Origin of the sequence: Microbacterium sp. NPDC091662 (assembly GCF_044756705.1) — a bacterium.
Taxonomy (GTDB): domain Bacteria; phylum Actinomycetota; class Actinomycetes; order Actinomycetales; family Microbacteriaceae; genus Microbacterium.
This window is the reverse complement of sequence record NZ_JBIVTM010000001.1, coordinates 1,127,466-1,147,105: the sequence shown is the minus strand read 5'-3', so window position 1 is coordinate 1,147,105 and position 19,640 is coordinate 1,127,466. Positions and strand designations below refer to the sequence as shown.

The following is a 19,640-nucleotide window of genomic DNA, read 5'->3' as shown; positions in this document are numbered from 1 at the left end:
GTCTCACGTCTACGCAACGTGGTGGAGGTCCGCTTCAACGACGAGAGCTGTCGTCTCGTGGTAGGTCGGGCTGAACGGCACTGTCGCTGCATACGTCCCGTCAGCACGGACATTGAGTCGCCTCAGGTGTTATCGATTTCGAGGCTGCGGAGAAGTGACTCGCCGCCCGCGGGCGTTGGCCGATTAGCGGACGAGGCGTTCCGCCGATTCATCAGTAACGGCTGAACACACTGGTCCTGTACGGTGAGAGCGCCAGAAGATTGCTGGCGTCGGGAGCCCTGGGGGGACGATATGAGCAGCATCGAGAACGTGGACTACACGAACTGGGATTGGCTGCCGCGGGCGGCCAATGAGGTCGAGAGCTACGTTCTGCGATTGCTAGCCGAGTCCGGCGTCGAGCCGCACGACGTGTCCGCGCGAGCGAAGTCGATAGCGTCGTTCCAGCGGAAACAACTCGCGAAACAATACCCCGACCCCATCGGACAGATCACTGACATCGTCGCGATCCGGATCATCACCTACTCGAACACCGATCGGGATCGAGCCCGAGAACTAATCCGTTCCCGATTCGCTGTCCTGCCGGGAGAGGATCGGAACCCAGGCGAGGAAAAGCCGCCGCACTTGCGCGGATACGACTGCCTGCACATCGTCGTCTCGGGGGAAACAGACGACTACGACTCTGATTGGGTAGTCTCCGGGGGTGATCTCGAGCGGTACTTCACGACGTTTGGAGGGCTCGAGATCCAAATCCGCACAGTGGCAGGCCACGCATGGGCGGAATTCGAGCACGCAAGGCGGTACAAGGGCGCTCAGTACAAAGCGATCAGCGAGCAAGACCAGGGGACGATAGATCAGCTGTTCGGCGCGGCGTCCGACGCTCGCCGCGCGCTCGACGAGACCTTCGTGGCAATCGATCGGATTCTTGCTCGACCGACCGTAGATATCGAAAGCGCGCACATCGAGACGCGCGTCGAGCCGGATCCCGGGCCGGGGGAGGTTGCATCCACCGCCTTGGATGCGGTCACGCTCTCACAACTCATGAAGACGCGGTTCCCGAACGACGCCGACGGGAGCGATAAGGGAGTTGATTTCGGAATCGAACTAGTGCGAGCAACAGGCATAGATACCGTCGAGGCCTTGGAAGCGGCGTTGGAAGATGTAGATAGCGACCAGGTGCGCGCGCTTATGGAGTCAGGTGTGTCTGTCACTCGGGTACGGCGCCTGGACGACGAACTTCTCGCGCACTTCGGGCAGGACTACATTAACAAGACCCAGCACACGGGGTACGGCAAACACCGAGCACTGCAGCTTGAGTGGCGCTATGACCGATTGCGAGGAAAGACTCGGTACAGGACATACTTGCTGCTCGGAGAAGCACGCCCGACCGAACTTGAGGCAGGGCCCTACACTGCGGTTGGTGCGCTTCGCGAAGTTGCACGACTACTGGCGCACGCGCGTGGGGTCGACACAGTTCTCACGCCAGGACTGATCGCCTCGGAGCCGAACCTTCCGCCGGGTGCCCGGGCGAAGAAGATCGCACTGGAAGGCGACGCGGCGATCTGGGTCGCGTCGAACCTGAACCGAGAGGCGTCCGAGCAACTGATGCTTCAACTACTGGATCGGGCGCGCCCCGTTGATCTACGGATCGCGCGCGGGGATGTCGTCGTCGCTGATGGTCAAGCCGCACGTCACCGCCAGCAGGTTGATGGGCATTGATCAGGCCGGAACAAAACACACAGGTATTGCGTCCATGTCAGGAGCTGCGGATGGGTGAGGATTCGCCAAGCGTGGCTGGGCCGTCTCGCGTGCGACGCAGCTTCCTCATCCGCACCTGCCTGATCATCGTCATCGTCGGGCTCGTCGTGAGTGGGGTCACCGCGTTCCCTCTGCGCGAAGAGCTCATGCTCGGACGCGACATCCTGAACAACACGGGCCTCAGCGCGGTCTTCCCCGACCTCGCCTTCTGGGTGCAGCGGGTGGCAGAGGGGCTCGAGGTCACCGGCGCCGACTATCCGTTCCTCGCCTACGGCACGGACTGGCTGGCGTTTGCCCACCTGGCGATCGCGGTCGCTTTCGTCGGACCGCTCATCGATCCGGTGCGCAACGTCTGGGTGACCATCTGGGGCCTCATCATGTGCGCAGGCATCCTTCCGCTGGCACTCATCGCCGGAGCGATCAGGGGGCTTCCGCTCGGCTGGCAGCTCATCGACATCTCGTTCGGGGTGGTCGCGGCCGTGCCGCTCACCATCGCGCTCGTGCTGACACGCCGACTCGAGAGATCGCGCATCGGCGCCCGCGGAGCACCCGCGTCTGCGCACCACCCGCACGGGTGACAGGATTGACGGATGACCGCAACACTCGTGGCCCAAGGGCTGGCCGGCGGGTACGGCCACCGCACCCTGTTCGATTCCCTCGACCTGACCGTCACGGCGGGTGACGTCGTCGGTCTCGTCGGGGCGAACGGGGCGGGGAAGTCGACCCTCCTCAAGCTGCTCGCCGGTGTCGACGAGCCGCAGGCCGGCACGATCCGGCTCGCACCGGCTGATGCCTTCGTCGGCTGGCTGCCGCAGGAGCACGAGCGCATCGTCGGAGAGAGCGTCGCCGACTATATCGGCCGTCGCACGGGCTGCACGGCTGCGACCAGAGAAATGGATGCCGCCGCCGCTGCGCTCGGTGACCCCAGCCTCGCCGCTCCCGGCACAGACCCGGCCGACATCTACTCCGTCGCGCTGGAGCGCTGGCTGGCGAGCGGTGCCGCCGACCTCGACGAGCGACTTCCGGTGGTGCTCGCCGACCTCGGGCTTGACCTCGGTGGCGATCCGGCCGAGGCGATGATGACCTCGTTGTCCGGCGGGCAGGCCGCCCGCGTCGGTCTCGCCGCGCTGCTGCTCTCGCGTTTCGACATCGCGCTGCTGGATGAGCCGACCAACGACCTCGACCTCGACGGGATCGAGCGACTCGAGGCGTTCGTTCGGGGGCTCCGTGGCGGGGTCGTGGTGGTCAGCCACGACCGCGAGTTCCTCGCCCGCTGCGTGACCCGGGTGCTGGAGCTCGATCTCGCGCAGAACAGCAACCGCGTGTTCGGCGGCGGCTACGACTCGTATCTGGAGGAGCGGGCCACGGTCCGTCGACACCAGCGCGAGAAATACGACGAGTTCGCCGACAAGAAGGCCGACCTCGTCGCTCGTGCACGGACCCAGCGCGAGTGGTCGAGCCAGGGTGTGCGCAACGCGATGAAGAAGGCTCCGGACAACGACAAGATCAAACGCAAGGCGTCGGCCGAGTCGAGTGAGAAGCAGGCGCAGAAGGTGCGTCAGATGGAGAGCAGGATCGCCCGACTCGAAGAGGTCGAAGAGCCGCGCAAGGAGTGGCAGCTCGAGTTCACCATCGGCTCGGCGCCGCGTTCCAGCTCGGTCGTGTCGACGTTGAGCTCGGCCGTGTTCCGGCAGGGAAGCTTCCAGCTCGGGCCCGTGTCGCTCCAGGTGAACGCGGGGGAGCGGATCGGCATCACCGGTCCCAACGGCGCCGGGAAGTCGACGTTGCTGCGTGGGCTGCTCGGGCGGCAGGTTCCGGACGAGGGAACGGCGAGCCTCGGTGCGAGTGTGCAGATCGGCGAGATCGACCAGGCCCGCGCACTGCTCGTCGGCACGCAGCCCCTCGCCGTCGCCTTCGAAGAGCTCGTGCCGGAGATGGCATCCGGCGAAGTCCGTACTCTCCTCGCGAAGTTCGGACTCAAGGCCGATCACGTGACACGCGCTGTCGATGAGCTCTCACCGGGGGAGCGCACGCGCGCCGGACTGGCCCTGCTGCAGGCGCGCGGCGTCAACCTGCTCGTGCTCGACGAGCCGACGAACCACCTCGATCTGCCCGCGATCGAGCAGCTCGAACAGGCGCTCGAGTCCTACGAGGGAACCCTGCTGCTGGTCACCCATGACCGGCGGATGCTCGCGACCGTTCAGACCGACCGGCAGTGGCGGGTGGAGGCCGGGCAGGTCGTCGAGGTATGACGGGGCAGCCTGCGTTTCGGGCACTTGATCCGCGGCCCGAGCGTCTCCCTGACCGCCAGGTCGGGATACGCTGGAGCACGGCGGCTTCGGCCGCGGTTCGGTCGCTGGCGTCCGCCGTGGACGTTCCGCCGGAGTTCCTGACCCTGACGGCACGAGGAGATTGACGCCGATGACCGACACCCAGATCTTCGAGCCCGACGGCCGCGCGATCCCCTTCGTCGACGAGGGCGACGGGCCCGTCAAGCTCGTCCTGATCCAGGAGCGCGATCTGGCGGCTGATGTTCTCGGCGTCGTCGCGCACTACCTCGCCGAGGAGGCGGGCTTCCACGTGCTGCGCATCGGCCACCGTGCCGAGGTCAAGCACGAAGAGGTCTCGCTGGAGGATCGGGTCGAAGACGTACTGGCCGTGATCGATCACGTCGGGCTGGGCGACACCTGGATCGGCGGCCACGGCTTCGGTGGCACGGTCGCGCGGGCGTTCGCCCTGGCTCATGCCGACCGCGTGAACGGTCTGGCGCTGCTTGCTGTCGAGGAGAACGACACCCCGCTCGCGCCTGTGATGCCCGTTCTGATCATCCAGGGCACCAAAGACCTCGATGCTCCGTTCGCAAATGGTGAGCAGCTGCAGTCCACGGCGCCGGAGCGTGCGAGCGTGAAGAGCATCGACGGAGCCGATCACCTGTTCCCGATGACGCACCCGATCGAGACCGCGGTCGTCATCGAGGAGTACCTCGACTGGGACTGAGTCTCGGCTGGCGACGCTGACCCGCTAGCGCCCCTGCCGCTTCTTGTAGGGCTTGGGCTGCCCCTTGACGGCGGGCGTGCGCCCCTTGCCCTTCGACGCTTTGGCCTTGCCTCCGGCCGGGGCGGGTGCGCTGCGAACCGGCTCCGGGGCTGCCGCGACCTCTGCCTTCGCCTCCACCAGGAGGAGTTCGCCGACAGGGGTGAGCCGTGTCGGGCCTTCGCGATGGACGATCGGATGACCGACCTCGGCTTCGAGCTTGTCGATCGAGGTGTAGAGCGAGGCCAGCGGGATGCCGAGCTTCTCCGCCGCACGCGGGAAATGCAGTTCCTCCGCGAGGACGACGAAGCGGCGGAGCAGAGAGATCTTCACGATGGCCTTTCGACTGTTCGCACGGGTGTGCGAGCTCGTTCCAGGTTACGCGGTGCAGACAGACGGATGCCGCGACCGAGTCGGCCGCGGCATCCGGAATCCTTCGGTCAGGCGACCTGCGGGGTGACGGCGAACGAGACGGAGCCTTCGTCGTCGACGCCGGCATCGAGGATCTTGTCGTCGAGAGCGGCGACAGCCGACTCATCGAGGAACAGCCGGGTACCGGCGACCTCCACGACCTGGTCCTGCGGTTCCGGGTCGGCGGCGACGAGCACGGCGAGGCGTGCACCGCCCTCCGGTCCCTGGGCCTCGGTCGAGTGGATGCGCAGGCCCGCATCCGGGGCGTCGGTCTGACGGCTGACGAGGGTCGTCACGATGGCGGAGGCGTTGTCGGTGAGGGTGAGCACGAGACTCTCCTTCCGGTTGGGGCATGCCGCGGTCGCGACATGTCCGGGCTACGATGCCCGACCTCGGAGATGGTCTCAACCCCCTTGCGCGGATTCGGAGGAGGCTCTTACCCTGCTCGCAGGTGCTTGCGCAGAAACACCTGCGCGGTGCCGTCGCCGTCTGGCACACGCTCGTGCTCCTCGTAGCCGCACGACTCGTAGAGACGGATGTTCGCCTCGCTCAGGCTGCCGGTGAACAGCTCGGCGACATCGGCGCCCGATGCCCTCTCGGCGCTCTCGAGCAGCAGCCGTCCGATTCCCTCGCCCTGCATATCGGGAGCGATCGCGATCCTGCCGATCAGAAGCAGACCGTCTCTCACGACGTAGCGGATCGCGCCTACGAGTCGGCCGTCGATGCGCGCCGTCAGTCCGGACTCGGATCGCAGCTCCGCCTCCAGTTCGGCGAGCGTCTGCGTCAGAGGCGGCATGTCGACACTTCCGTAGATCGCCGCCTCGGAGACGAAGGCGGCGCGCTGCACGGTCAGTACCTCGCCGGCGTCGTCGTCGTTGATCGGGGAGACGATGATCTCCGGCCGCGTTCCGCTCGGATCTTCGTTCACGGCGTCTGCTTTCACGATGTCTGCGTCATTCACTCGAGCCACATTCCGGGTCGCGTCCGCACGGTGTCAACCCCCTCGCCCCGGATGTCGGCGCGAGCTAGCGTCACCGACAGGAGGTCACACCATGGCTGAAAGCACGACGACCAAGAAGACCGGCGGCTCGACGAAGGGCGCAGCGAAGACGACCAGACAGCAGAACGCGGAGAAGGGCTTCACCGCCTCGACGACGCTTGCGAACAACCTGCAGGCGGTGCTCGTCGACCTGTTGGACCTGGCGATCCAGGGAAAGCAGGCGCACTGGAACGTCGTGGGGCGCAACTTCCGCGACACCCACCGTCAGCTCGACGAGATCATCGACGACGCACGAGCCTTCAGCGACACGATCGCGGAGCGCATGCGCGCCCTGCACGCGGTTCCGGACGGCCGCAGCGCGACCATCGCGAAGACGACGTCGCTCCCGGAGTTCCCCGCAGGTGAGGTGTCGACGACCGAGACGATCGATCTGGTCACCGCGCGCCTCGAGGCTGCCGTGGGAACGGTGCGAGACGTGCACGACGCCGTCGACGAGGAGGACCCGACTTCGGCCGACCTTCTGCACGCCATCATCGAGCGGCTCGAGCAGTTCGCATGGATGGTCAGTGCCGAGAACCGGAGCCCGGCGGGACGCTGAATGCTCTCGTGTGCGTGGAGTCTCCGTCACTCGGCGGCGGCGCCACGGGCGGTGGCTCTGCCGCGCATGACGCGTGGCAGAGCGACCCACAGGGCCGCCACGAGAACGACTGCGGCGACGAGTGCGATGATCCCCGCCGTGCGGTTCACCGTGAAGTCGACGATCAGGGTCGTCACGCCGATGGTCAGGGCGCCGATCACGATCAGGTCGATGCGGACGATCCGCGCGGCGATGCGGACGAGGTCGGGCTTGCGACGACGCCCGAACAGTGCGCGGTGCATCCCGACCGGAGCAAGCGCGAGGATGGTCGCCACCGCTGCGAGAGCGACGAGGACGACGTACAGGTCGCGCTGGAGCTCGTCCATATCGGTGAACCGCGGCTGGAAGGCGACGGCGAGGAGGAACCCGGTCAGGATCTGCGTGCCCGTCTGCATGACGCGCAACTCCTGCAACAGCTCGTCCCAGTTGCGATCCGCGCGTTCGTTCGCGGTCTCGTCGCGTCCGTCGGCGCGGTCGTCGAGACCGTCCCCACGACCGGATGGTTCTGATGTCATGGACTCAGTGTGGTTACCCCACTCGGGTGCTGTCCAGACGTGTACCCCCGCAGAACGAAAGAAGGCATGATGACGCTCCCACCGATCCGCGACTGGTGGTCCGAGCTCACAGAAGAGGGACGCCGAGCCGTGCTCGACAGCGAGACCCCGCATCTCGATGAGGCGGTGCGCGAGGAGATCCGCGTGATCACCGGTGCCGTGGTCGGAATGGTGGAACAGCTGAGCGACGACGACCTCGACTACGCCCGCTCGCACGCCGAGCACGAGGATTGACCTCCTGCTGCATGGCTCGGCTGCCTACGCGGCGTCGGGCTCGGCCGTACCGGCATCCTCTTCGCGCAGCCGTGGTTCGGTGCGTCGTTCCGGACGCACGCCGGCCTTGTCGGCGTAGAACGCGCGGATCCGGTCCATGTCGGCCGTGACATCGCCGGTCAGGTCGATCGTCGGCCCGAGCCCCGTGGTCATGGTCGTCCGATCGACGAAGCCGAGCGTCACCGGCATCCCGGTCTCTCTCGCGATCCGGTAGAAGCCCGACTTCCAGTACTCGTTGCCGCCGCGGGTTCCGTCCGGGGTGACGACCAGGCCGAAGACCGTTCCGTCGTGGACCTGACCCACGACATCTCTCACCACGCGCGCCGGGTCGGCGCGGTCGACCGGGATGCCGCCGAGACGTCGCATGATCGGACCCCGCCATCCGTGGAAGAGGCTCTTCTTCCCGAGCCAGTGCACGTCGATGTCGAGCTTCCAGGCGATGGCGAGCATCAGGACGAAATCCCAGTTCGACGTGTGGGGTGCCCCCACGAGGACCGTCGGGCGTGTCGGCGCGGCCTCGCTCACGAGCGTCCATCTGCTGAACGCCCAGAAGATGCGAGCGAGGAGTCGTGTGAGCATGGGTCAACCGTAGGGGAGAACGGCTGTCGATCCGCTGGTCACGCATCCCGGGCGGGTTCGGCGCCACCGCCCGCGGGCAGGCGTACGATCGAGGGATGAAGAAAACGCAGCAGGACTCCACGCAGCAGGAAGCGCCCGTCGGGCTGCAGCCGCTCCTGGACTCCCTGAACCTGCTCGAGGGTGACGCTGCCGGCTATTGCAGCAATGGCGTCTGCCAGTTCCCCGCCCCGAAGAGCGAGTAAGAGGCAGACGCCATCGCAGGCCGTCTACGGACGGTCAGTGTCCGCCGTGGAAACCTTCGCCGGCATCGTCGGCAGGCTTGCGCACGAACGGGCTGAGCGCCACCGCCGCGAGCGAGATGATCGCCGCGATCAGGAACGCCATGCGCGCACCAGGAGCGCCGGCGACCGCAGTCGACAGCCCCTCCTGCTCACCCGCGTGCAGGATCGAGGAGTACGTCACCAGCAGCAGCGCGACACCTGCCGCGCCACCGACCTGCTGCAGTGTGTTCAGCACCGCCGAACCGTGCGAGTACAGCGACCGCTGGAGCGAGCCGAGCGAGGCGGAGAACAGCGGCGTGAACGACATAGCCAGACCGACCGACATGGCCGCCTGCACGATGATGAGCACCCACCACACGGTGTGCTCGCCCACCGTCGAGTAGAAGAACAGTGACGCCGAGACCAGGATCGTGCCGGGGATGAGCAGCGGACGCGTGCCGCGCGCATCGTAGACACGGCCCATGACCGGTCCGAGCAGGCCCATCAGCAGCGAGCCCGGGAGCAGGATCAGGCCGGACTGGAGCGGGTTCAGGCCGGCGACGTTCTGCAGGTACTGCGGAAGGAGCGTCAGGGTGCCGAACATCGACAGCGCCAGGATCGACATGATGATCACGGACAGCGTGAAGTTGCTGGAGCGGAACACGCGCAGATCGAGCAGCGCGTCGTCGATGCGCTGCAGCACGAGCTGACGCCAGACGAACAGTCCGAGCGACACCGCGCCGACGACCAGCGAGATGATGCCGGCGGTTTCGCCCGACCCGCCCTCGCCGCCGAACTGGCTGAGCCCGAACACGATGCCGCCGAAGCCGAGCGCCGCGAGCGGGATCGAGGGCACGTCGAGAGGCACGGCGCGGGTCTCACCGAGGTTCGTCATCCACTTCACACCCATGAACAGGGCGATGAGGGAGATCGGGAGGATGATGCCGAAGAGAGCGCGCCAGCTCGCGAGCTCGAGCACGGCGCCGGCGAGGGTCGGGCCGATCGCGGGAGCGAGCGAGATCACGAGGCCGACGCGACCCATCATGCGACCGCGGGACTGCGGCGGCACGACATTCATGATCGTCGTCATCAGCAGCGGCATCATGATGCCGGTACCGGCTGCCTGGATCACGCGGCCGACGAGCAGCACGGCGAAGCCGGGGGCGACGAGCGCCACGAGCGTACCGAGCGAGAAGGCGATCATCGCGGCGATGAAGACCTGGCGTGTGGTGAACCGCTGCAGGATGAAACCGGTCGTCGGAATCACCACGGCCATGGTGAGCATGAAGGCGCTCGTGAGCCACTGGCCGAGCTCGGGCGGGATACCCAGGTCGGCGTTCAGGTGGGGGATGGCGATCCCCATCGTGGTCTCGTTGAGGATGGCGACGAAGGCGGCGACCAGAAGCAGCCAGATCACCCGCATGTCCTTGCGGGAGATCTCACCCCCGGCCGTTGCGGGGGTCGTCGAGATGGAGCCGGTATCGACGGCAGACATGGGCGGCCTCCAGGGCGAAGAAGGAACGGATGATCGCGAGAGTTCGCAAGAGTCATTCAGCGTAACGGCAGCCGCGGACATTTCATTCCGAATTCACAGATATCCGCCGTAGGCGGAGGCGCGGGCCGCGATGTCGTCGTGCGTGAGTACGCTGGCGCCATGAGCATGGGCGGCGGCATGGGCGGTGGTCCGCGGGGTGGTGGCTTCCGCGGGGTCGACGAGAACGCGCAGCGGAAGCTGAACGCGGAGGCGCCGAGGATCAGCGGCCTGGGCGCGCGGGTGGTCTCGTTGTTCCGCGCCTACCGCTGGCGCATCTTCTTCACCGGGATCCTCGTCGTGGTGGGAGCGGCGATCGCCGTCGTGCCACCTCTGATCGTGCAGCGCATCTTCGACGATGCGCTGTTCCCCGTCGCGGGCGGTGGCCCGCACCTCGAGCTGCTGGCCTGGCTCGTGGGCGCGATGGTCGCGCTGTTCCTGATCTCGGCGGTGCTCGGCGTGGCCCAGACCTGGTTGACCTCGACCGTCGGCAACAGCGTCACCGGCGACCTTCGCGTGAAGCTGTTCGAGCACCTGCAGGCGATGGAGCTCGGCTTCTTCACCCGCACCAAGACGGGCGTCATCCAGTCGCGTCTGCAGAACGACGTGGGCGGCGTCTCCGGCGTGCTGACCAACACCGTCACCAGCATCCTGGGCAACGTCGTCACCGTGATCGCCTCGCTGGTCGCCATGATCCTCATCGACTGGCGGCTGACGCTGATCGCCGTGATCATGATGCCGTTCCTGATCTTCGTCCAGCGCAAGGTGGGACAGGTGCGGGCGCGCATCGCGGGGGAGACGCAGGAATCCCTGTCGGAGCTCACCTCGATCACCCAGGAGACGCTGAGCGTCTCGGGCATGCTGCTGTCGAAGGCCTTCAATCGTCAGCGCACCGAGTCGGAGCGCTACCAGGCCGAGAACCGCAATCAGGTGGTCCTCCAGGTGCGCCGGGCGATGAGCGGCCAGGGCTTCTTCGCCGTCGTGCAGGTGCTGATGGCCAGCGTGCCCGCCGTGATCTATCTCGTCTCCGGCTACCTGATCGCCGGTGGCACCGGGGCGATCACCGCAGGAACCGTCGTCGCATTCACCACGGTGCAGGCGCGGCTGCTCATGCCCTTGATGGGTCTAATGCGAGTGTCGCTCGATCTGCAGACGTCATCGGCCCTGTTCGCGCGCATCTTCGAGTACCTCGACCTGGTTCCGGAGATCGAGGACGGCCCGGACGCGATCACGGTCGACGAGGCTCCAGGGCCTCGGGGGCGTCTGGAGTTCGACGAGGTGGTGTTCCGCTACCCTGACGCGTCCTCCGACGCCCGCCCGACGCTCGATGGAGTGTCCTTCGTGGCGGAACCCGGCCAGCACGTCGCGTTCGTGGGCCCCTCGGGCGCAGGCAAGACCACGATCCTGTACCTGGCTCCGCGCCTGTACGAGGCGAAGGGGGGCGCCGTGATGTTCGCCGGTGCCGACGTGCGTGCGCTCACTCAGGAGTCGATCATCGACAACGTCGGCATCGTGTCGCAGGAGACGTACCTCTTCCACGCCACGATCCGCGAGAACCTGCGCTATGCCAAGCCGGATGCGACCGAGGACGAACTGATCACAGCGTGCACGGCGGCGAACATCCACCACATCATCGCCGGCTTCGAGCAGGGATACGACACGGTGGTGGGGGAGCGCGGGTACCGGCTCTCCGGTGGTGAGAAGCAGCGTATCGCGATCGCCCGGGTGCTGCTGAAAGATCCGCCGGTGCTGCTCCTCGACGAGGCGACCTCCGCACTCGACACGGTCTCGGAGCGCGTCGTGCAAGAAGCTCTCGACGAGGCGGCGAAGGGGCGTACGACCCTCTCGATCGCCCACCGGCTCTCGACGGTGATGGGCGCAGACGTGATCCACGTTCTCGAGGCCGGGCGCATCGTCGAGTCGGGTACGCATGCCGAGCTCCTCGCCCTCGGCGGGCTCTACGCCGAGCTCGCGGCCGAACAGGTGGCGGCATCGCGCGTGCTCGACACCGAGGCCGCCGTCGAAGAGGCGGTGACCGGCGGTGCAGGCGTGCCGCTCGCCGAACGCCGAGCCGACAAGGCGCCGGTCGATTCTGCGGGCGCAGACGCCGTCGCGGCCATCACGGCTGCGGTGCCGCTGCTCGCCGAGCCTCGCCCGGACGAACGGGTCTTCCCGCCGGAGCCGTGAGCGCTGAACACCGAGTTCGCAGACCCGGGCCCGGTCCGGGGCGTCGGTTCTCAGTGCACCGACAGTCCGCCGTCGACGAACAGCGAATGCCCGGTGACATAGGCCGAGCCCGCACCGGCGAGGAACACCGCGGCGCCAGCGAAGTCGCTCGGCAGACCGTTGCGCCTGATCATCGTGCGTGCGGCGAGTTCCGCGACCTTCTCCGGATCCTGCTGGAGTCGAGCGTTCAACGGGGTGAGCACGAAGCCGGGGACGAGCGTGTTGCTGGTGACGCCGGTTCCACCCCAGGCCTCGGCCTCGGAGCGCATGAGCGATTCCACCGCGCCTTTCGACGCGCCGTAGATGCCGCTGCCCACGAAGGCGCGGTGGGCCTGCTGGGAACTGATGTGGATGAGTCGGCCGTATCCGCGTTCGGCCATTCCCCGCGCATAGCGCTGACCGAGCAGGAACGGCGCGAGGGCGTTGACCGTCATCGTCGCGTCCCAATCGTCCTCGGTGATCTCAGCGAACGGCGGGCGGATGTTGATGCCGGCGGAGTTGACGAGGATGTCGGGCGCGCCGAAGGGCGCGGCCGCCGCCGCGGCGACGGCGTGTATCCCCTCTCTCGTGCTGAGGTCGCCGATCACGCCGTCGGCGCGGCAGCCGAGCGCGCGCAGCTCGTCGACCGTCTCGCGGATGCGGTCCTCACCGCGCGCGACGATGACGGTCGACGCTCCGGCGCGCGCGAGCGCGGTGGCGATGCCCCGGCCGATGCCGGAGCTGCCGCCGGTGACGACCGCGGTGCGGCCGTCGAGCGAGAACAGCGAGGAGAGGTATTCGTTCATATGTTCACCGTCAATGGTTCGGAGGGCGGGCTCACCACGCGAGCGCGGCGGCGATGGCAGGGTCGGGCGCGGCGTCGTCGAATTCGGGCAGGGCTCGCAGCTCGGACATGAAAGCATCGACCTCGGCGGCGTACGCCGGGTCGGGATGGCTCTCGGCGATCTCGAGCAGCGGGGCGACGTCCATCGCGAGGATGAGTTCGATCCGGGCGGTCACGGAGGCGCGGGCACCGGCGTCGTGCAGCACCCGGATGCCGCCGCGGAGGGCCGCGAGGTAGTCGCGCAGTACCGGCAGCTGCGCCTTGCCCTGGGTGATCGAGGTGCCGTCGGCTCGGAGCCGCCAGCGCACGAGCACATCCGGGATCACGTCGAACGCGCGTGCCCGGGTGTACATCAGCTGCGCGACCACCTGGTCCTCGTAGGCGACCCCCTCGGGGAAGCGCAGGTCGTGCCAGAACGAGGTGCGACTGACCTTCGACCAGGCGACGATGTTCGAGACCGCCTGCGGGTGCGCGGCGAGGGTCGTGCCGAACTGTTCCGGGGAGGTCGCCGCGGCGACCCACGGCTGCACGCGGCCGGAGACGTAGCCGTCACCGAGGTCGCGCGAGCGTACGTAAGCTCCGGCGACGAAGTCGCTTCCGGTCCGGCCCAAGATCTCCGTCGTGCGGGCGAGGGCGTCCGGCAGCAGTTCGTCGTCGCCGTCGAGGAAGCCGAGGTAGGGGGTGTCGATGAGCTCCAGACCGACGTTGCGCGCGGCGCCGAGACCGCGGGAGGCCGTGTGACGGATCGTCGTGAAGCGAGCGTCGTCGGCTGCGGCGGCGTCGAAGATCGCTGCCGTTGCGTCCGTCGAGCCGTCGTCGATCAGGATCGCTCTCCATCGCGACTCGGTCTGCGCGCGCAGCGAGTCGAGCGCGGCGGGAGCGAAGGCCGCGATGTCGCGTCCGGGGACGATCAGCGTCACGATCGGGGCGGAGGCAGTCACCTGCCGAGTCTATGACCGTGGATCAGCCTCGGGCCGCGCGCACCGACTCGGCGACGAGCAGGCCCAGTCGCTCGGGAGCATCCGCGGGCATCGCCTCGCGACCGAACGTGAAGCGCACGGAGGTCTGCGCCAGCCCGGGGTCCACACCGCACGCGAGAAGGACGTGTGACGGCTCGTCGCTGCCCGCCGCGCATGCCGACCCGCTCGACGAGATGACCCCGCGGCGCTCCAGTTCGAGCAGGATCGATTCCCCGCCCGTGCCGGCGAATGTGAAACTGGCTGTTCCGGGCAGGCGATCTTCGGCGTCGCCGGTGAGCGCGGCCTCGGGGACGCTCGCGAGCACTCGGGAGATGAACCGCGCGGTCGCTGATCCGACGTACGCCGCAACCGCCTCGCGCTCTGTCTCGGCGAGTTCCAGCGCGGTCGCGAGTGCCACCGCGCCCGCGACGTTCTCGGTGCCGGAGCGTCGCCCGCGCTCCTGGCCGCCTCCGTGCAGCAACGGCTCCACCGGCACGCGCCCGCGCACGGCCAGGGCGCCGATGCCTTTCGGAGCCCCGAGCTTGTGACCGGCGATCGACACCGCGTCGACACCGAGATCACGCAGCGGGAGCCACCCCGCCGACTGCACGGCGTCCAGATGCAGGGGCACGCGGACGGCGCGGGCAACGGCCGCAAGTGCCGTCACGTCCTGGACGGTGCCGATCTCGTTGTTCGCATGGCCGATCGAGACCAGCGCCGAGTCGTCCCTGATCGCCGCGGCCAGGTCATCCGGAGCGATCCGTCCTCGCGCGTCCACAGGCAGGAGAGTGATATCGACGGCATGGAAGCGCCGCAGATAGTCGGCGGATTCGAGGATCGACTCGTGCTCGATCGGCGAGATCACCAGATGACGCCGCCCCGTGCCGAGAGCCGCGAGAACGATGCCCTTCACGGCGAGGTTGTTCGCCTCGGTGCCCCCGGCGGTGAAAACGACGTCGCCCGTTCGCATCCCCAGCACGCGGGCCACCCGTGCACGAGCGTCGTCGAGCGCACCGGCCGCCGCCTCGCCGGCGGTGTGATGGCTCGACGGGTTCCCGAAGACGCCGGAGAGGAACGGGCGCATCGCCGCGAGCACCTCGGGCCGCACCGGCGAGGTCGCGGCGTGATCGAGGTAGAGCATGTCCGAGGGTGACATCGCGGTCAGTCGATCCGAAGATCCAGGCCCAGATCGAGGGCGCGCGCGGAGTGCGTCAGAGCGCCCACGGAGATCACGTCGACTCCGGTGCGGGCGATGTCGCCGACCGTGTCGAGGTTCACGCCGCCCGAGGCCTCGACCGTGGCGCGCTCGCCGATCAGGGCCACTCCCGCGCGCAGGTCGTCGAGCGAGAAGTTGTCGAGCAGCACGGTGTGGGCACCGCCGTCGAGGACCGCCGATATCTGGTCGAGACGGTCGACTTCGACGACGACGTGCGTCGTGTGCGGAAGCCGCGAGAGCGCTTCGCGGAGCGCCGCCGCGAGGTCGAGACCAGAACGAGTGAGCACGGCGAGGTGATTGTCCTTGGCCATCACGGCGTCCGACAGCGAGTACCGGTGGTTGCGTCCGCCGCCCGATTCGACCGCATGCCGTTCGAACGCCCGCAGTCCCGGGGTGGTCTTGCGGGTGTCGGCGATGCGAGCACCCGTGCCGTCGATCGCGGCGACGTAGGCGGCGGTGAGTGTGGCGATTCCGCTCATCCGTTGAGCGAAGTTCAGACCGACCCGCTCGGCGGTGAGCACGCTGCGGGCCGAACCGGAGACTGAGGCGAGGACGTCGCCCGCGGCGAACTCGTCGCCGTCGCCGACGTGCAGATCGACGTCGAGAGTTGCGTCGGTGAGCCGGAATGCGGCGGCGAAGACCTCTCCGCCGCTGAAGACCCCGGCTTCCCGGGCGACGAGATCGGCGGTGGCGGTGGCGTCTGCGGGCAGCAGTGTGGCGCTGGTGAGGTCGCCCCACGGGGCGTCTTCTTCGAGAGCCGCGCCGACGACCCGATTCACGGTGGCGGTGGTCAGCATCAGACGGTCTCCAGGATCGATGAGGGATGGCGAGAAGTGGCAGGGGCGTCGGGTGCATCCGTCTCGACACGATGGTGGGCGCCGACGGACGCGGTGCGGGCGAGTGCTGCGATGGTCGTCGCCTCGGCGAGCAACAGCAGGTTCGTGTCTTCGTGCGCAGCGACGGTGGTCGGAGCCGAGCCCGATGCAGACCACGCACCCAGGGTGTCGAGCGCGTGAGCGAGGCCGTCGCCTGTGCGCAGCAGGCCGACCTCGTCCCACATCAGCTGCTGCAGCCCGGCGCGGGTGAAAGCGGGTGCGATGCCACCGCGACCCCGTTCCGGGCGACGTCGCACCGGAACCGACTCGTGCGCGATATCCGCCCAGGGGCTCCTCAACGCCGCCGCCGCGCGGGCGCCGAACACCGCACCTTCGAGCAGCGAGTTCGACGCCAGACGATTGGCTCCGTGCACGCCCGTGCACGCGACCTCGCCCGCGGCGAAGAGACCGGGCACGGTGGTGCGGCCGTCGAGGTCGGTGACCACGCCACCCATCAGGTAGTGGGCTGCCGGCGTCACCGGGATCGGTTCACGCGCCCAGTCGAAGCCGCGTTCTCTCGTCACCCGGTCGATGGTGGGGAACCGCCGCGCGAGGGCTTCGGCTCCGAGCATCGTGGCGTCGAGTCTGACCGGGCTGCCCTGAGCGGCGGCTCGGCGTGCGATCGCTCGCGCCACGACGTCGCGCGGGGCGAGCTCGCCCTCGAGGTGACTGTCGAACACGAACCGACGGTCATCGTCGTCGACCAGCGTCGCGCCCTCGCCGCGCACGGCCTCGGAGATGAGGAACGCGGGACCCGTCGCCAGGATCGTCGGATGGAACTGGACGAACTCCATGTCGGCGACCGCAGCGCCCGCCCGCATCGCGGCAGCGATGCCGTCTCCGGTCGTCCCCTCGGGGTTGGTCGTGTGCGCGTAGAGGTGACCGGCTCCTCCGGTGGCGAGGATCACGGCATCGGCGGACAACGTGGAGGTCGCGCCGTCGTGGAGGATCCGGACGCCGCATACGGCACCGTCCCTCACCACCAGGTCCACCAGGAACGCGTGCTCGACGAGGCCGACGTCCGTCTGCCGCACAGCGCCGACCAGGGCCGCGGAGATCGCAGCTCCCGTGGCGTCCCCGCCGGCGTGCACGATGCGCGCGTGACGGTGGGCGGCCTCTCGTCCCAGCTGCAGCGAACCGTCGGCTGCGCGGTCGAAGCCGACGCCGCGTGCGATCAGCTCGGCGATCCGCGCCGCGCCGTCCGTGACCAGCACCTGCACAGCGTCCCGGTCGGACAGTCCTGCACCGGCGTCCAGAGTGTCGGCGGCGTGCAGAGCGGCGGAGTCGTCGGGACCGTAGATCCCGGCGACACCGCCCTGAGCGAGACCAGTGCAGCCAGCGCCGATGTCACCCTTGGTGACGATCGTCACGTCGTGCCCGGCCTCGTGCGCATGGAGCGCCGCGGTGAGCCCGGCGATGCCCGATCCGGCGACGATGACGTTCATCGCGTGCCTGCGACCACCGGGGGCTTCGCCGCGAGCATCCGTTCGAGGGCCACCCTCGCGGGCTCGGCCACGTCGTCGGAGACGGTGATCCGATTCGGGGTGCGCCCGGCGACGAGTTCTTCGAGCACCCACGCCAGGTAGCCGGGGTGGATGCGGTACATCGTCGAACAGGGGCAGACCACCGGGTCGAGGCAGAAGATCTCGTGCTGCGGGTACTGGGCGGCGAGCCGTCGGACGAGGTTGATCTCGGTCCCGATCGCGAACGTGGCCGGCTCGCTGGCCGAGTCGATCGCCCGGCGGATGTACTCGGTCGAACCGGCTTCATCTGCGGCGTCGACGACCTCCATCGGGCACTCGGGGTGCACGATCACACGCACGCCGGGATGCTCGGCGCGGGCCTGGTCGATCTGGCCGACCGTGAAGCGCCGGTGCACCGAGCAGAAGCCGTGCCACAGGATCACACGCGAGTCGAGCAGCTCCGCGGCAGAGGATCCGCCGAGCGCTCGCCGCGGGTTCCACATCGGCATCTGCGCGAGAGGCACGCCCATCGCCTTGGCAGTGTTCCGCCCCAGGTGCTGGTCGGGGAAGAACAGCACCCGTCGTCCGCGCTCGAAGGCCCATTCCAGCACCGTCTGGGCGTTGGACGAGGTGCAGACGATCCCGCCGTGCCGTCCGACGAAACCCTTGATCGCCGCCGAGGAGTTCATGTACGTCACCGGGATCACCGGCACACGGCCGTCGGCGTCGACGGCATCGAGGTCGCCGAGCACCTCTTCGAGCTGCTCCCAGCAGTCTTCGACCTGGTCGATGTCGGCCATGTCCGCCATCGAGCAGCCGGCGGCGAGATTGGGCAGGATCACCGCCTGGTCGGGCTGCGAGAGCAGGTCGGCCGTCTCGGCCATGAAGTGCACGCCGCAGAACACGATGGCTTCGGCATCCGTCCTGCCTTTGGCCGCGGTCGCGAGCTGGAACGAGTCCCCGACGTAGTCGGCGTGCTGAACGACCTCCTCGCGCTGGTAGAAGTGGCCGAGGATCACGGCCCGGTCGCCGAGGGTGGCCTTCGCGGCACGGATCCGCCCGTCCAGCTCCTCCTCCGATGCCGCGCGGTACTCGGCGGGCAGTTCGCCTTGACGCGGCGCCCCCGTCGGGATCACATCCCCCATGGACGAGCCGGGTCCGTAGCCCGGTCGCGCGTCGAAGTCCCACGGACCGGCGGCGAGGTCGGTGGTGCACGTGGCATCGGTCGACGCGCCGCTGACGATGGCCTGGATCGCATGGTCGACCGAGGCGTCCAGCGGCGGGACAGCGGGAGCGGGTACGAAGGTGATGCTCATCGGGTGCTCGTTTCTTCGGGACCGAGCGGGCCGCGATCGGCCAGCTCGACATCGGTGTTGTCGCGGTACAGACGTGCAGGTCGGTGGCTTCCGGTGCGGAATCGGTCGGTGGGGAGCAGGTTGCCCGCCGCTTCCACCTGGCGCCGGAAGTTGGCGGGGTCGAGGGTGCGGCCGAGAATCGCTTCGTAGGCCTCGCGCAGTTCGGCGAGGGTGAACTCCGCGGGGAGGAACCCTTGGGCGACGCGGCTGTAGCCGACCTTGTTGCGCAACCGCCACAGCGCGTACTCGATGATCTTCGAGTGGTCGAAGGCCAGCTGTGGAAGTGCGTCGATATCGAACCACTCCACGTTCTCGGGGGCGTGCCCGGATGCGCGATGCGCCGCGCTCTGCGCCGTCACATCGTCTTGCCGCAGCAGCGCCCAGTACACGATCGACACGACCCGGGTGGGGGAGCGGTCCACGGCTCCGAAGGCGTAGAGCTGCTCGAGGTAGGTGGGTGCGAGGCCCGTGGTCTCGGCGAGGGTGCGTGCTGAGGCGTCCACGGGTGATTCGGTCGGAGTGAGCCAGCCGCCGGGGAGGGCCCATTGATCGGCGAAGGGTTCGCGGGTGCGCAATACGAGGGGCAGCGCGAGAACGGCTCGTCCGTCGTCCGTGCGACGCAACGTCAGGATGACCGTCGAGACGGCGACCCGGATGTCGCTACTTTGAGTCATGGACACCTTAACCTCC

General features: G+C 68.2%; 21 protein-coding genes. 8 read left to right on the top strand and 13 right to left on the bottom strand.

The annotated features are described in order from the left end of the window. Nucleotides 1-291 precede the first annotated feature (291 nt). The 4 genes from ACIQLD_RS05480 (at nt 292) to ACIQLD_RS05465 (ending at nt 4,752) form a co-directional block, all read left to right on the top strand. Nucleotides 292-1,716, top strand: coding sequence for a GTP pyrophosphokinase family protein (locus ACIQLD_RS05480; protein WP_402605978.1), 1,425 nt, complete (start codon nt 292-294; stop codon nt 1,714-1,716). A gap of 71 nt (nt 1,717-1,787) precedes the next feature. After that, the gene (locus ACIQLD_RS05475) at nt 1,788-2,333 is read left to right on the top strand and encodes a hypothetical protein (protein ID WP_402605976.1); all 546 of its coding nucleotides are present in this window, start codon (nt 1,788-1,790) and stop codon (nt 2,331-2,333) included. A gap of 12 nt (nt 2,334-2,345) precedes the next feature. Beyond that, nucleotides 2,346-4,007, top strand: a complete 1,662-nt coding sequence (locus tag ACIQLD_RS05470) for an ABC-F family ATP-binding cassette domain-containing protein (protein WP_402605974.1) — start codon at nt 2,346-2,348, stop codon at nt 4,005-4,007. Between the two features lie 169 nt (nt 4,008-4,176). Further along, nucleotides 4,177-4,752: an alpha/beta fold hydrolase gene (locus ACIQLD_RS05465; RefSeq protein ID WP_402605971.1), complete on the top strand. Its 576-nt coding sequence runs from the start codon at nt 4,177-4,179 to the stop codon at nt 4,750-4,752. Between the two features lie 24 nt (nt 4,753-4,776). On the opposite strand, the gene ACIQLD_RS05460 is transcribed toward ACIQLD_RS05465, so the two are convergent. From ACIQLD_RS05460 to ACIQLD_RS05450, 3 genes are all read right to left on the bottom strand, one after another. After that, complete coding sequence (locus ACIQLD_RS05460) at nt 4,777-5,121, bottom strand: LysR family transcriptional regulator (RefSeq protein ID WP_402605968.1); 345 nt, start codon at nt 5,119-5,121, stop codon at nt 4,777-4,779. A 107-nt stretch (nt 5,122-5,228) separates the two neighbouring features. Further along, complete coding sequence (locus tag ACIQLD_RS05455; protein ID WP_387177171.1) at nt 5,229-5,528, bottom strand: Fe-S cluster assembly protein HesB; 300 nt, start codon at nt 5,526-5,528, stop codon at nt 5,229-5,231. Between the two features lie 107 nt (nt 5,529-5,635). Continuing rightward, nucleotides 5,636-6,127 carry a GNAT family N-acetyltransferase gene (locus ACIQLD_RS05450; RefSeq protein WP_402608488.1) on the bottom strand — a complete coding sequence of 164 codons (492 nt, stop codon included), beginning with the start codon at nt 6,125-6,127 and terminating at the stop codon, nt 5,636-5,638. A 124-nt stretch (nt 6,128-6,251) separates the two neighbouring features. Here ACIQLD_RS05450 and ACIQLD_RS05445 point away from each other — a divergent pair, with 124 nt between their 5' ends. Beyond that, nucleotides 6,252-6,797, top strand: a complete 546-nt coding sequence (locus ACIQLD_RS05445; protein WP_402605965.1) for a Dps family protein — start codon at nt 6,252-6,254, stop codon at nt 6,795-6,797. Between the two features lie 26 nt (nt 6,798-6,823). On the opposite strand, the gene ACIQLD_RS05440 is transcribed toward ACIQLD_RS05445, so the two are convergent. Continuing rightward, complete coding sequence (locus tag ACIQLD_RS05440) at nt 6,824-7,351, bottom strand: DUF6328 family protein (protein ID WP_402605962.1); 528 nt, start codon at nt 7,349-7,351, stop codon at nt 6,824-6,826. 66 nt (nt 7,352-7,417) lie between these two features. On the opposite strand from ACIQLD_RS05440, the gene ACIQLD_RS05435 reads away from it, so the two are divergent. Then, nucleotides 7,418-7,624: a hypothetical protein gene (locus tag ACIQLD_RS05435; RefSeq protein ID WP_402605959.1), complete on the top strand. Its 207-nt coding sequence runs from the start codon at nt 7,418-7,420 to the stop codon at nt 7,622-7,624. 24 nt (nt 7,625-7,648) lie between these two features. Here ACIQLD_RS05435 and ACIQLD_RS05430 read toward each other — a convergent pair whose 3' ends face one another. Continuing rightward, a complete protein-coding gene (locus ACIQLD_RS05430; protein WP_402605956.1) occupies nt 7,649-8,242 on the bottom strand; it encodes a 1-acyl-sn-glycerol-3-phosphate acyltransferase in 594 nt (197 codons plus the stop codon). 95 nt (nt 8,243-8,337) lie between these two features. On the opposite strand from ACIQLD_RS05430, the gene ACIQLD_RS05425 reads away from it, so the two are divergent. Further along, nucleotides 8,338-8,484 (top strand): hypothetical protein, encoded by a 147-nt coding sequence (locus ACIQLD_RS05425; RefSeq protein ID WP_402605953.1) that lies wholly within the window; start codon nt 8,338-8,340, stop codon nt 8,482-8,484. A 34-nt stretch (nt 8,485-8,518) separates the two neighbouring features. Here ACIQLD_RS05425 and ACIQLD_RS05420 read toward each other — a convergent pair whose 3' ends face one another. Next, nucleotides 8,519-9,997: an MDR family MFS transporter gene (locus tag ACIQLD_RS05420; protein ID WP_402605950.1), complete on the bottom strand. Its 1,479-nt coding sequence runs from the start codon at nt 9,995-9,997 to the stop codon at nt 8,519-8,521. 165 nt (nt 9,998-10,162) lie between these two features. Here ACIQLD_RS05420 and ACIQLD_RS05415 point away from each other — a divergent pair, with 165 nt between their 5' ends. Then, complete coding sequence (locus tag ACIQLD_RS05415; RefSeq protein ID WP_402608487.1) at nt 10,163-12,220, top strand: ABC transporter ATP-binding protein; 2,058 nt, start codon at nt 10,163-10,165, stop codon at nt 12,218-12,220. Nucleotides 12,221-12,270: 50 nt separating this feature from the next. Here the strand turns inward: ACIQLD_RS05415 and ACIQLD_RS05410 are convergent, their stop codons facing one another. From ACIQLD_RS05410 to ACIQLD_RS05380, 7 genes are read right to left on the bottom strand one after another with little or no spacing between them, the layout of a single operon-like run. Next, on the bottom strand, nt 12,271-13,044 hold the full coding sequence (locus ACIQLD_RS05410; RefSeq protein ID WP_402605947.1) for an SDR family NAD(P)-dependent oxidoreductase: 774 nt from the start codon (nt 13,042-13,044) through the stop codon (nt 12,271-12,273). Between the two features lie 31 nt (nt 13,045-13,075). After that, a complete protein-coding gene (locus ACIQLD_RS05405; RefSeq protein ID WP_402605943.1) occupies nt 13,076-14,023 on the bottom strand; it encodes a glycosyltransferase family 2 protein in 948 nt (315 codons plus the stop codon). 22 nt (nt 14,024-14,045) lie between these two features. Next, nucleotides 14,046-15,182 carry a cysteine desulfurase family protein gene (locus ACIQLD_RS05400; protein ID WP_402608486.1) on the bottom strand — a complete coding sequence of 379 codons (1,137 nt, stop codon included), beginning with the start codon at nt 15,180-15,182 and terminating at the stop codon, nt 14,046-14,048. A gap of 20 nt (nt 15,183-15,202) precedes the next feature. After that, nucleotides 15,203-16,054 (bottom strand): carboxylating nicotinate-nucleotide diphosphorylase, encoded by an 852-nt coding sequence (gene nadC, locus ACIQLD_RS05395; RefSeq protein WP_402605941.1) that lies wholly within the window; start codon nt 16,052-16,054, stop codon nt 15,203-15,205. Beyond that, nucleotides 16,054-17,577 carry an L-aspartate oxidase gene (gene nadB, locus ACIQLD_RS05390; protein ID WP_402605937.1) on the bottom strand — a complete coding sequence of 508 codons (1,524 nt, stop codon included), beginning with the start codon at nt 17,575-17,577 and terminating at the stop codon, nt 16,054-16,056. The genes nadC and nadB overlap by 1 nt, the downstream gene beginning before the upstream one ends. Further along, nucleotides 17,574-18,911, bottom strand: coding sequence for a quinolinate synthase NadA (gene nadA, locus ACIQLD_RS05385; RefSeq protein WP_402605934.1), 1,338 nt, complete (start codon nt 18,909-18,911; stop codon nt 17,574-17,576). The genes nadB and nadA overlap by 4 nt, the downstream gene beginning before the upstream one ends. Next, a complete protein-coding gene (locus tag ACIQLD_RS05380) occupies nt 18,908-19,624 on the bottom strand; it encodes an NUDIX hydrolase (RefSeq protein ID WP_402605931.1) in 717 nt (238 codons plus the stop codon). Before ACIQLD_RS05380 ends, nadA begins: the two co-directional genes overlap by 4 nt. Nucleotides 19,625-19,640 lie beyond the last annotated feature (16 nt).

Excerpts from the sequence above, each read along its gene's own strand:
- ACIQLD_RS05480 (WP_402605978.1), top strand. The coding sequence starts at position 292 with ATGAGCAGCATCGAGAACGTGGACTACACGAACTGGGATTGGCTGCCG.
- ACIQLD_RS05470 (WP_402605974.1), top strand. The coding sequence starts at position 2,346 with ATGACCGCAACACTCGTGGCCCAAGGGCTGGCCGGCGGGTACGGCCAC.
- ACIQLD_RS05465 (WP_402605971.1), top strand. The coding sequence starts at position 4,177 with ATGACCGACACCCAGATCTTCGAGCCCGACGGCCGCGCGATCCCCTTC.
- ACIQLD_RS05445 (WP_402605965.1), top strand. The coding sequence starts at position 6,252 with ATGGCTGAAAGCACGACGACCAAGAAGACCGGCGGCTCGACGAAGGGC.
- ACIQLD_RS05440 (WP_402605962.1), bottom strand. The coding sequence starts at position 7,351 with ATGACATCAGAACCATCCGGTCGTGGGGACGGTCTCGACGACCGCGCC.
- ACIQLD_RS05435 (WP_402605959.1), top strand. The coding sequence starts at position 7,418 with ATGATGACGCTCCCACCGATCCGCGACTGGTGGTCCGAGCTCACAGAA.
- ACIQLD_RS05430 (WP_402605956.1), bottom strand. The coding sequence starts at position 8,242 with ATGCTCACACGACTCCTCGCTCGCATCTTCTGGGCGTTCAGCAGATGG.
- ACIQLD_RS05425 (WP_402605953.1), top strand. The coding sequence starts at position 8,338 with ATGAAGAAAACGCAGCAGGACTCCACGCAGCAGGAAGCGCCCGTCGGG.
- ACIQLD_RS05420 (WP_402605950.1), bottom strand. The coding sequence starts at position 9,997 with ATGTCTGCCGTCGATACCGGCTCCATCTCGACGACCCCCGCAACGGCC.
- ACIQLD_RS05415 (WP_402608487.1), top strand. The coding sequence starts at position 10,163 with ATGGGCGGCGGCATGGGCGGTGGTCCGCGGGGTGGTGGCTTCCGCGGG.
- ACIQLD_RS05410 (WP_402605947.1), bottom strand. The coding sequence starts at position 13,044 with ATGAACGAATACCTCTCCTCGCTGTTCTCGCTCGACGGCCGCACCGCG.
- ACIQLD_RS05400 (WP_402608486.1), bottom strand. The coding sequence starts at position 15,182 with ATGCTCTACCTCGATCACGCCGCGACCTCGCCGGTGCGGCCCGAGGTG.
- nadC (WP_402605941.1), bottom strand. The coding sequence starts at position 16,054 with ATGCTGACCACCGCCACCGTGAATCGGGTCGTCGGCGCGGCTCTCGAA.
- nadB (WP_402605937.1), bottom strand. The coding sequence starts at position 17,577 with ATGAACGTCATCGTCGCCGGATCGGGCATCGCCGGGCTCACCGCGGCG.
- nadA (WP_402605934.1), bottom strand. The coding sequence starts at position 18,911 with ATGAGCATCACCTTCGTACCCGCTCCCGCTGTCCCGCCGCTGGACGCC.
- ACIQLD_RS05380 (WP_402605931.1), bottom strand. The coding sequence starts at position 19,624 with ATGACTCAAAGTAGCGACATCCGGGTCGCCGTCTCGACGGTCATCCTG.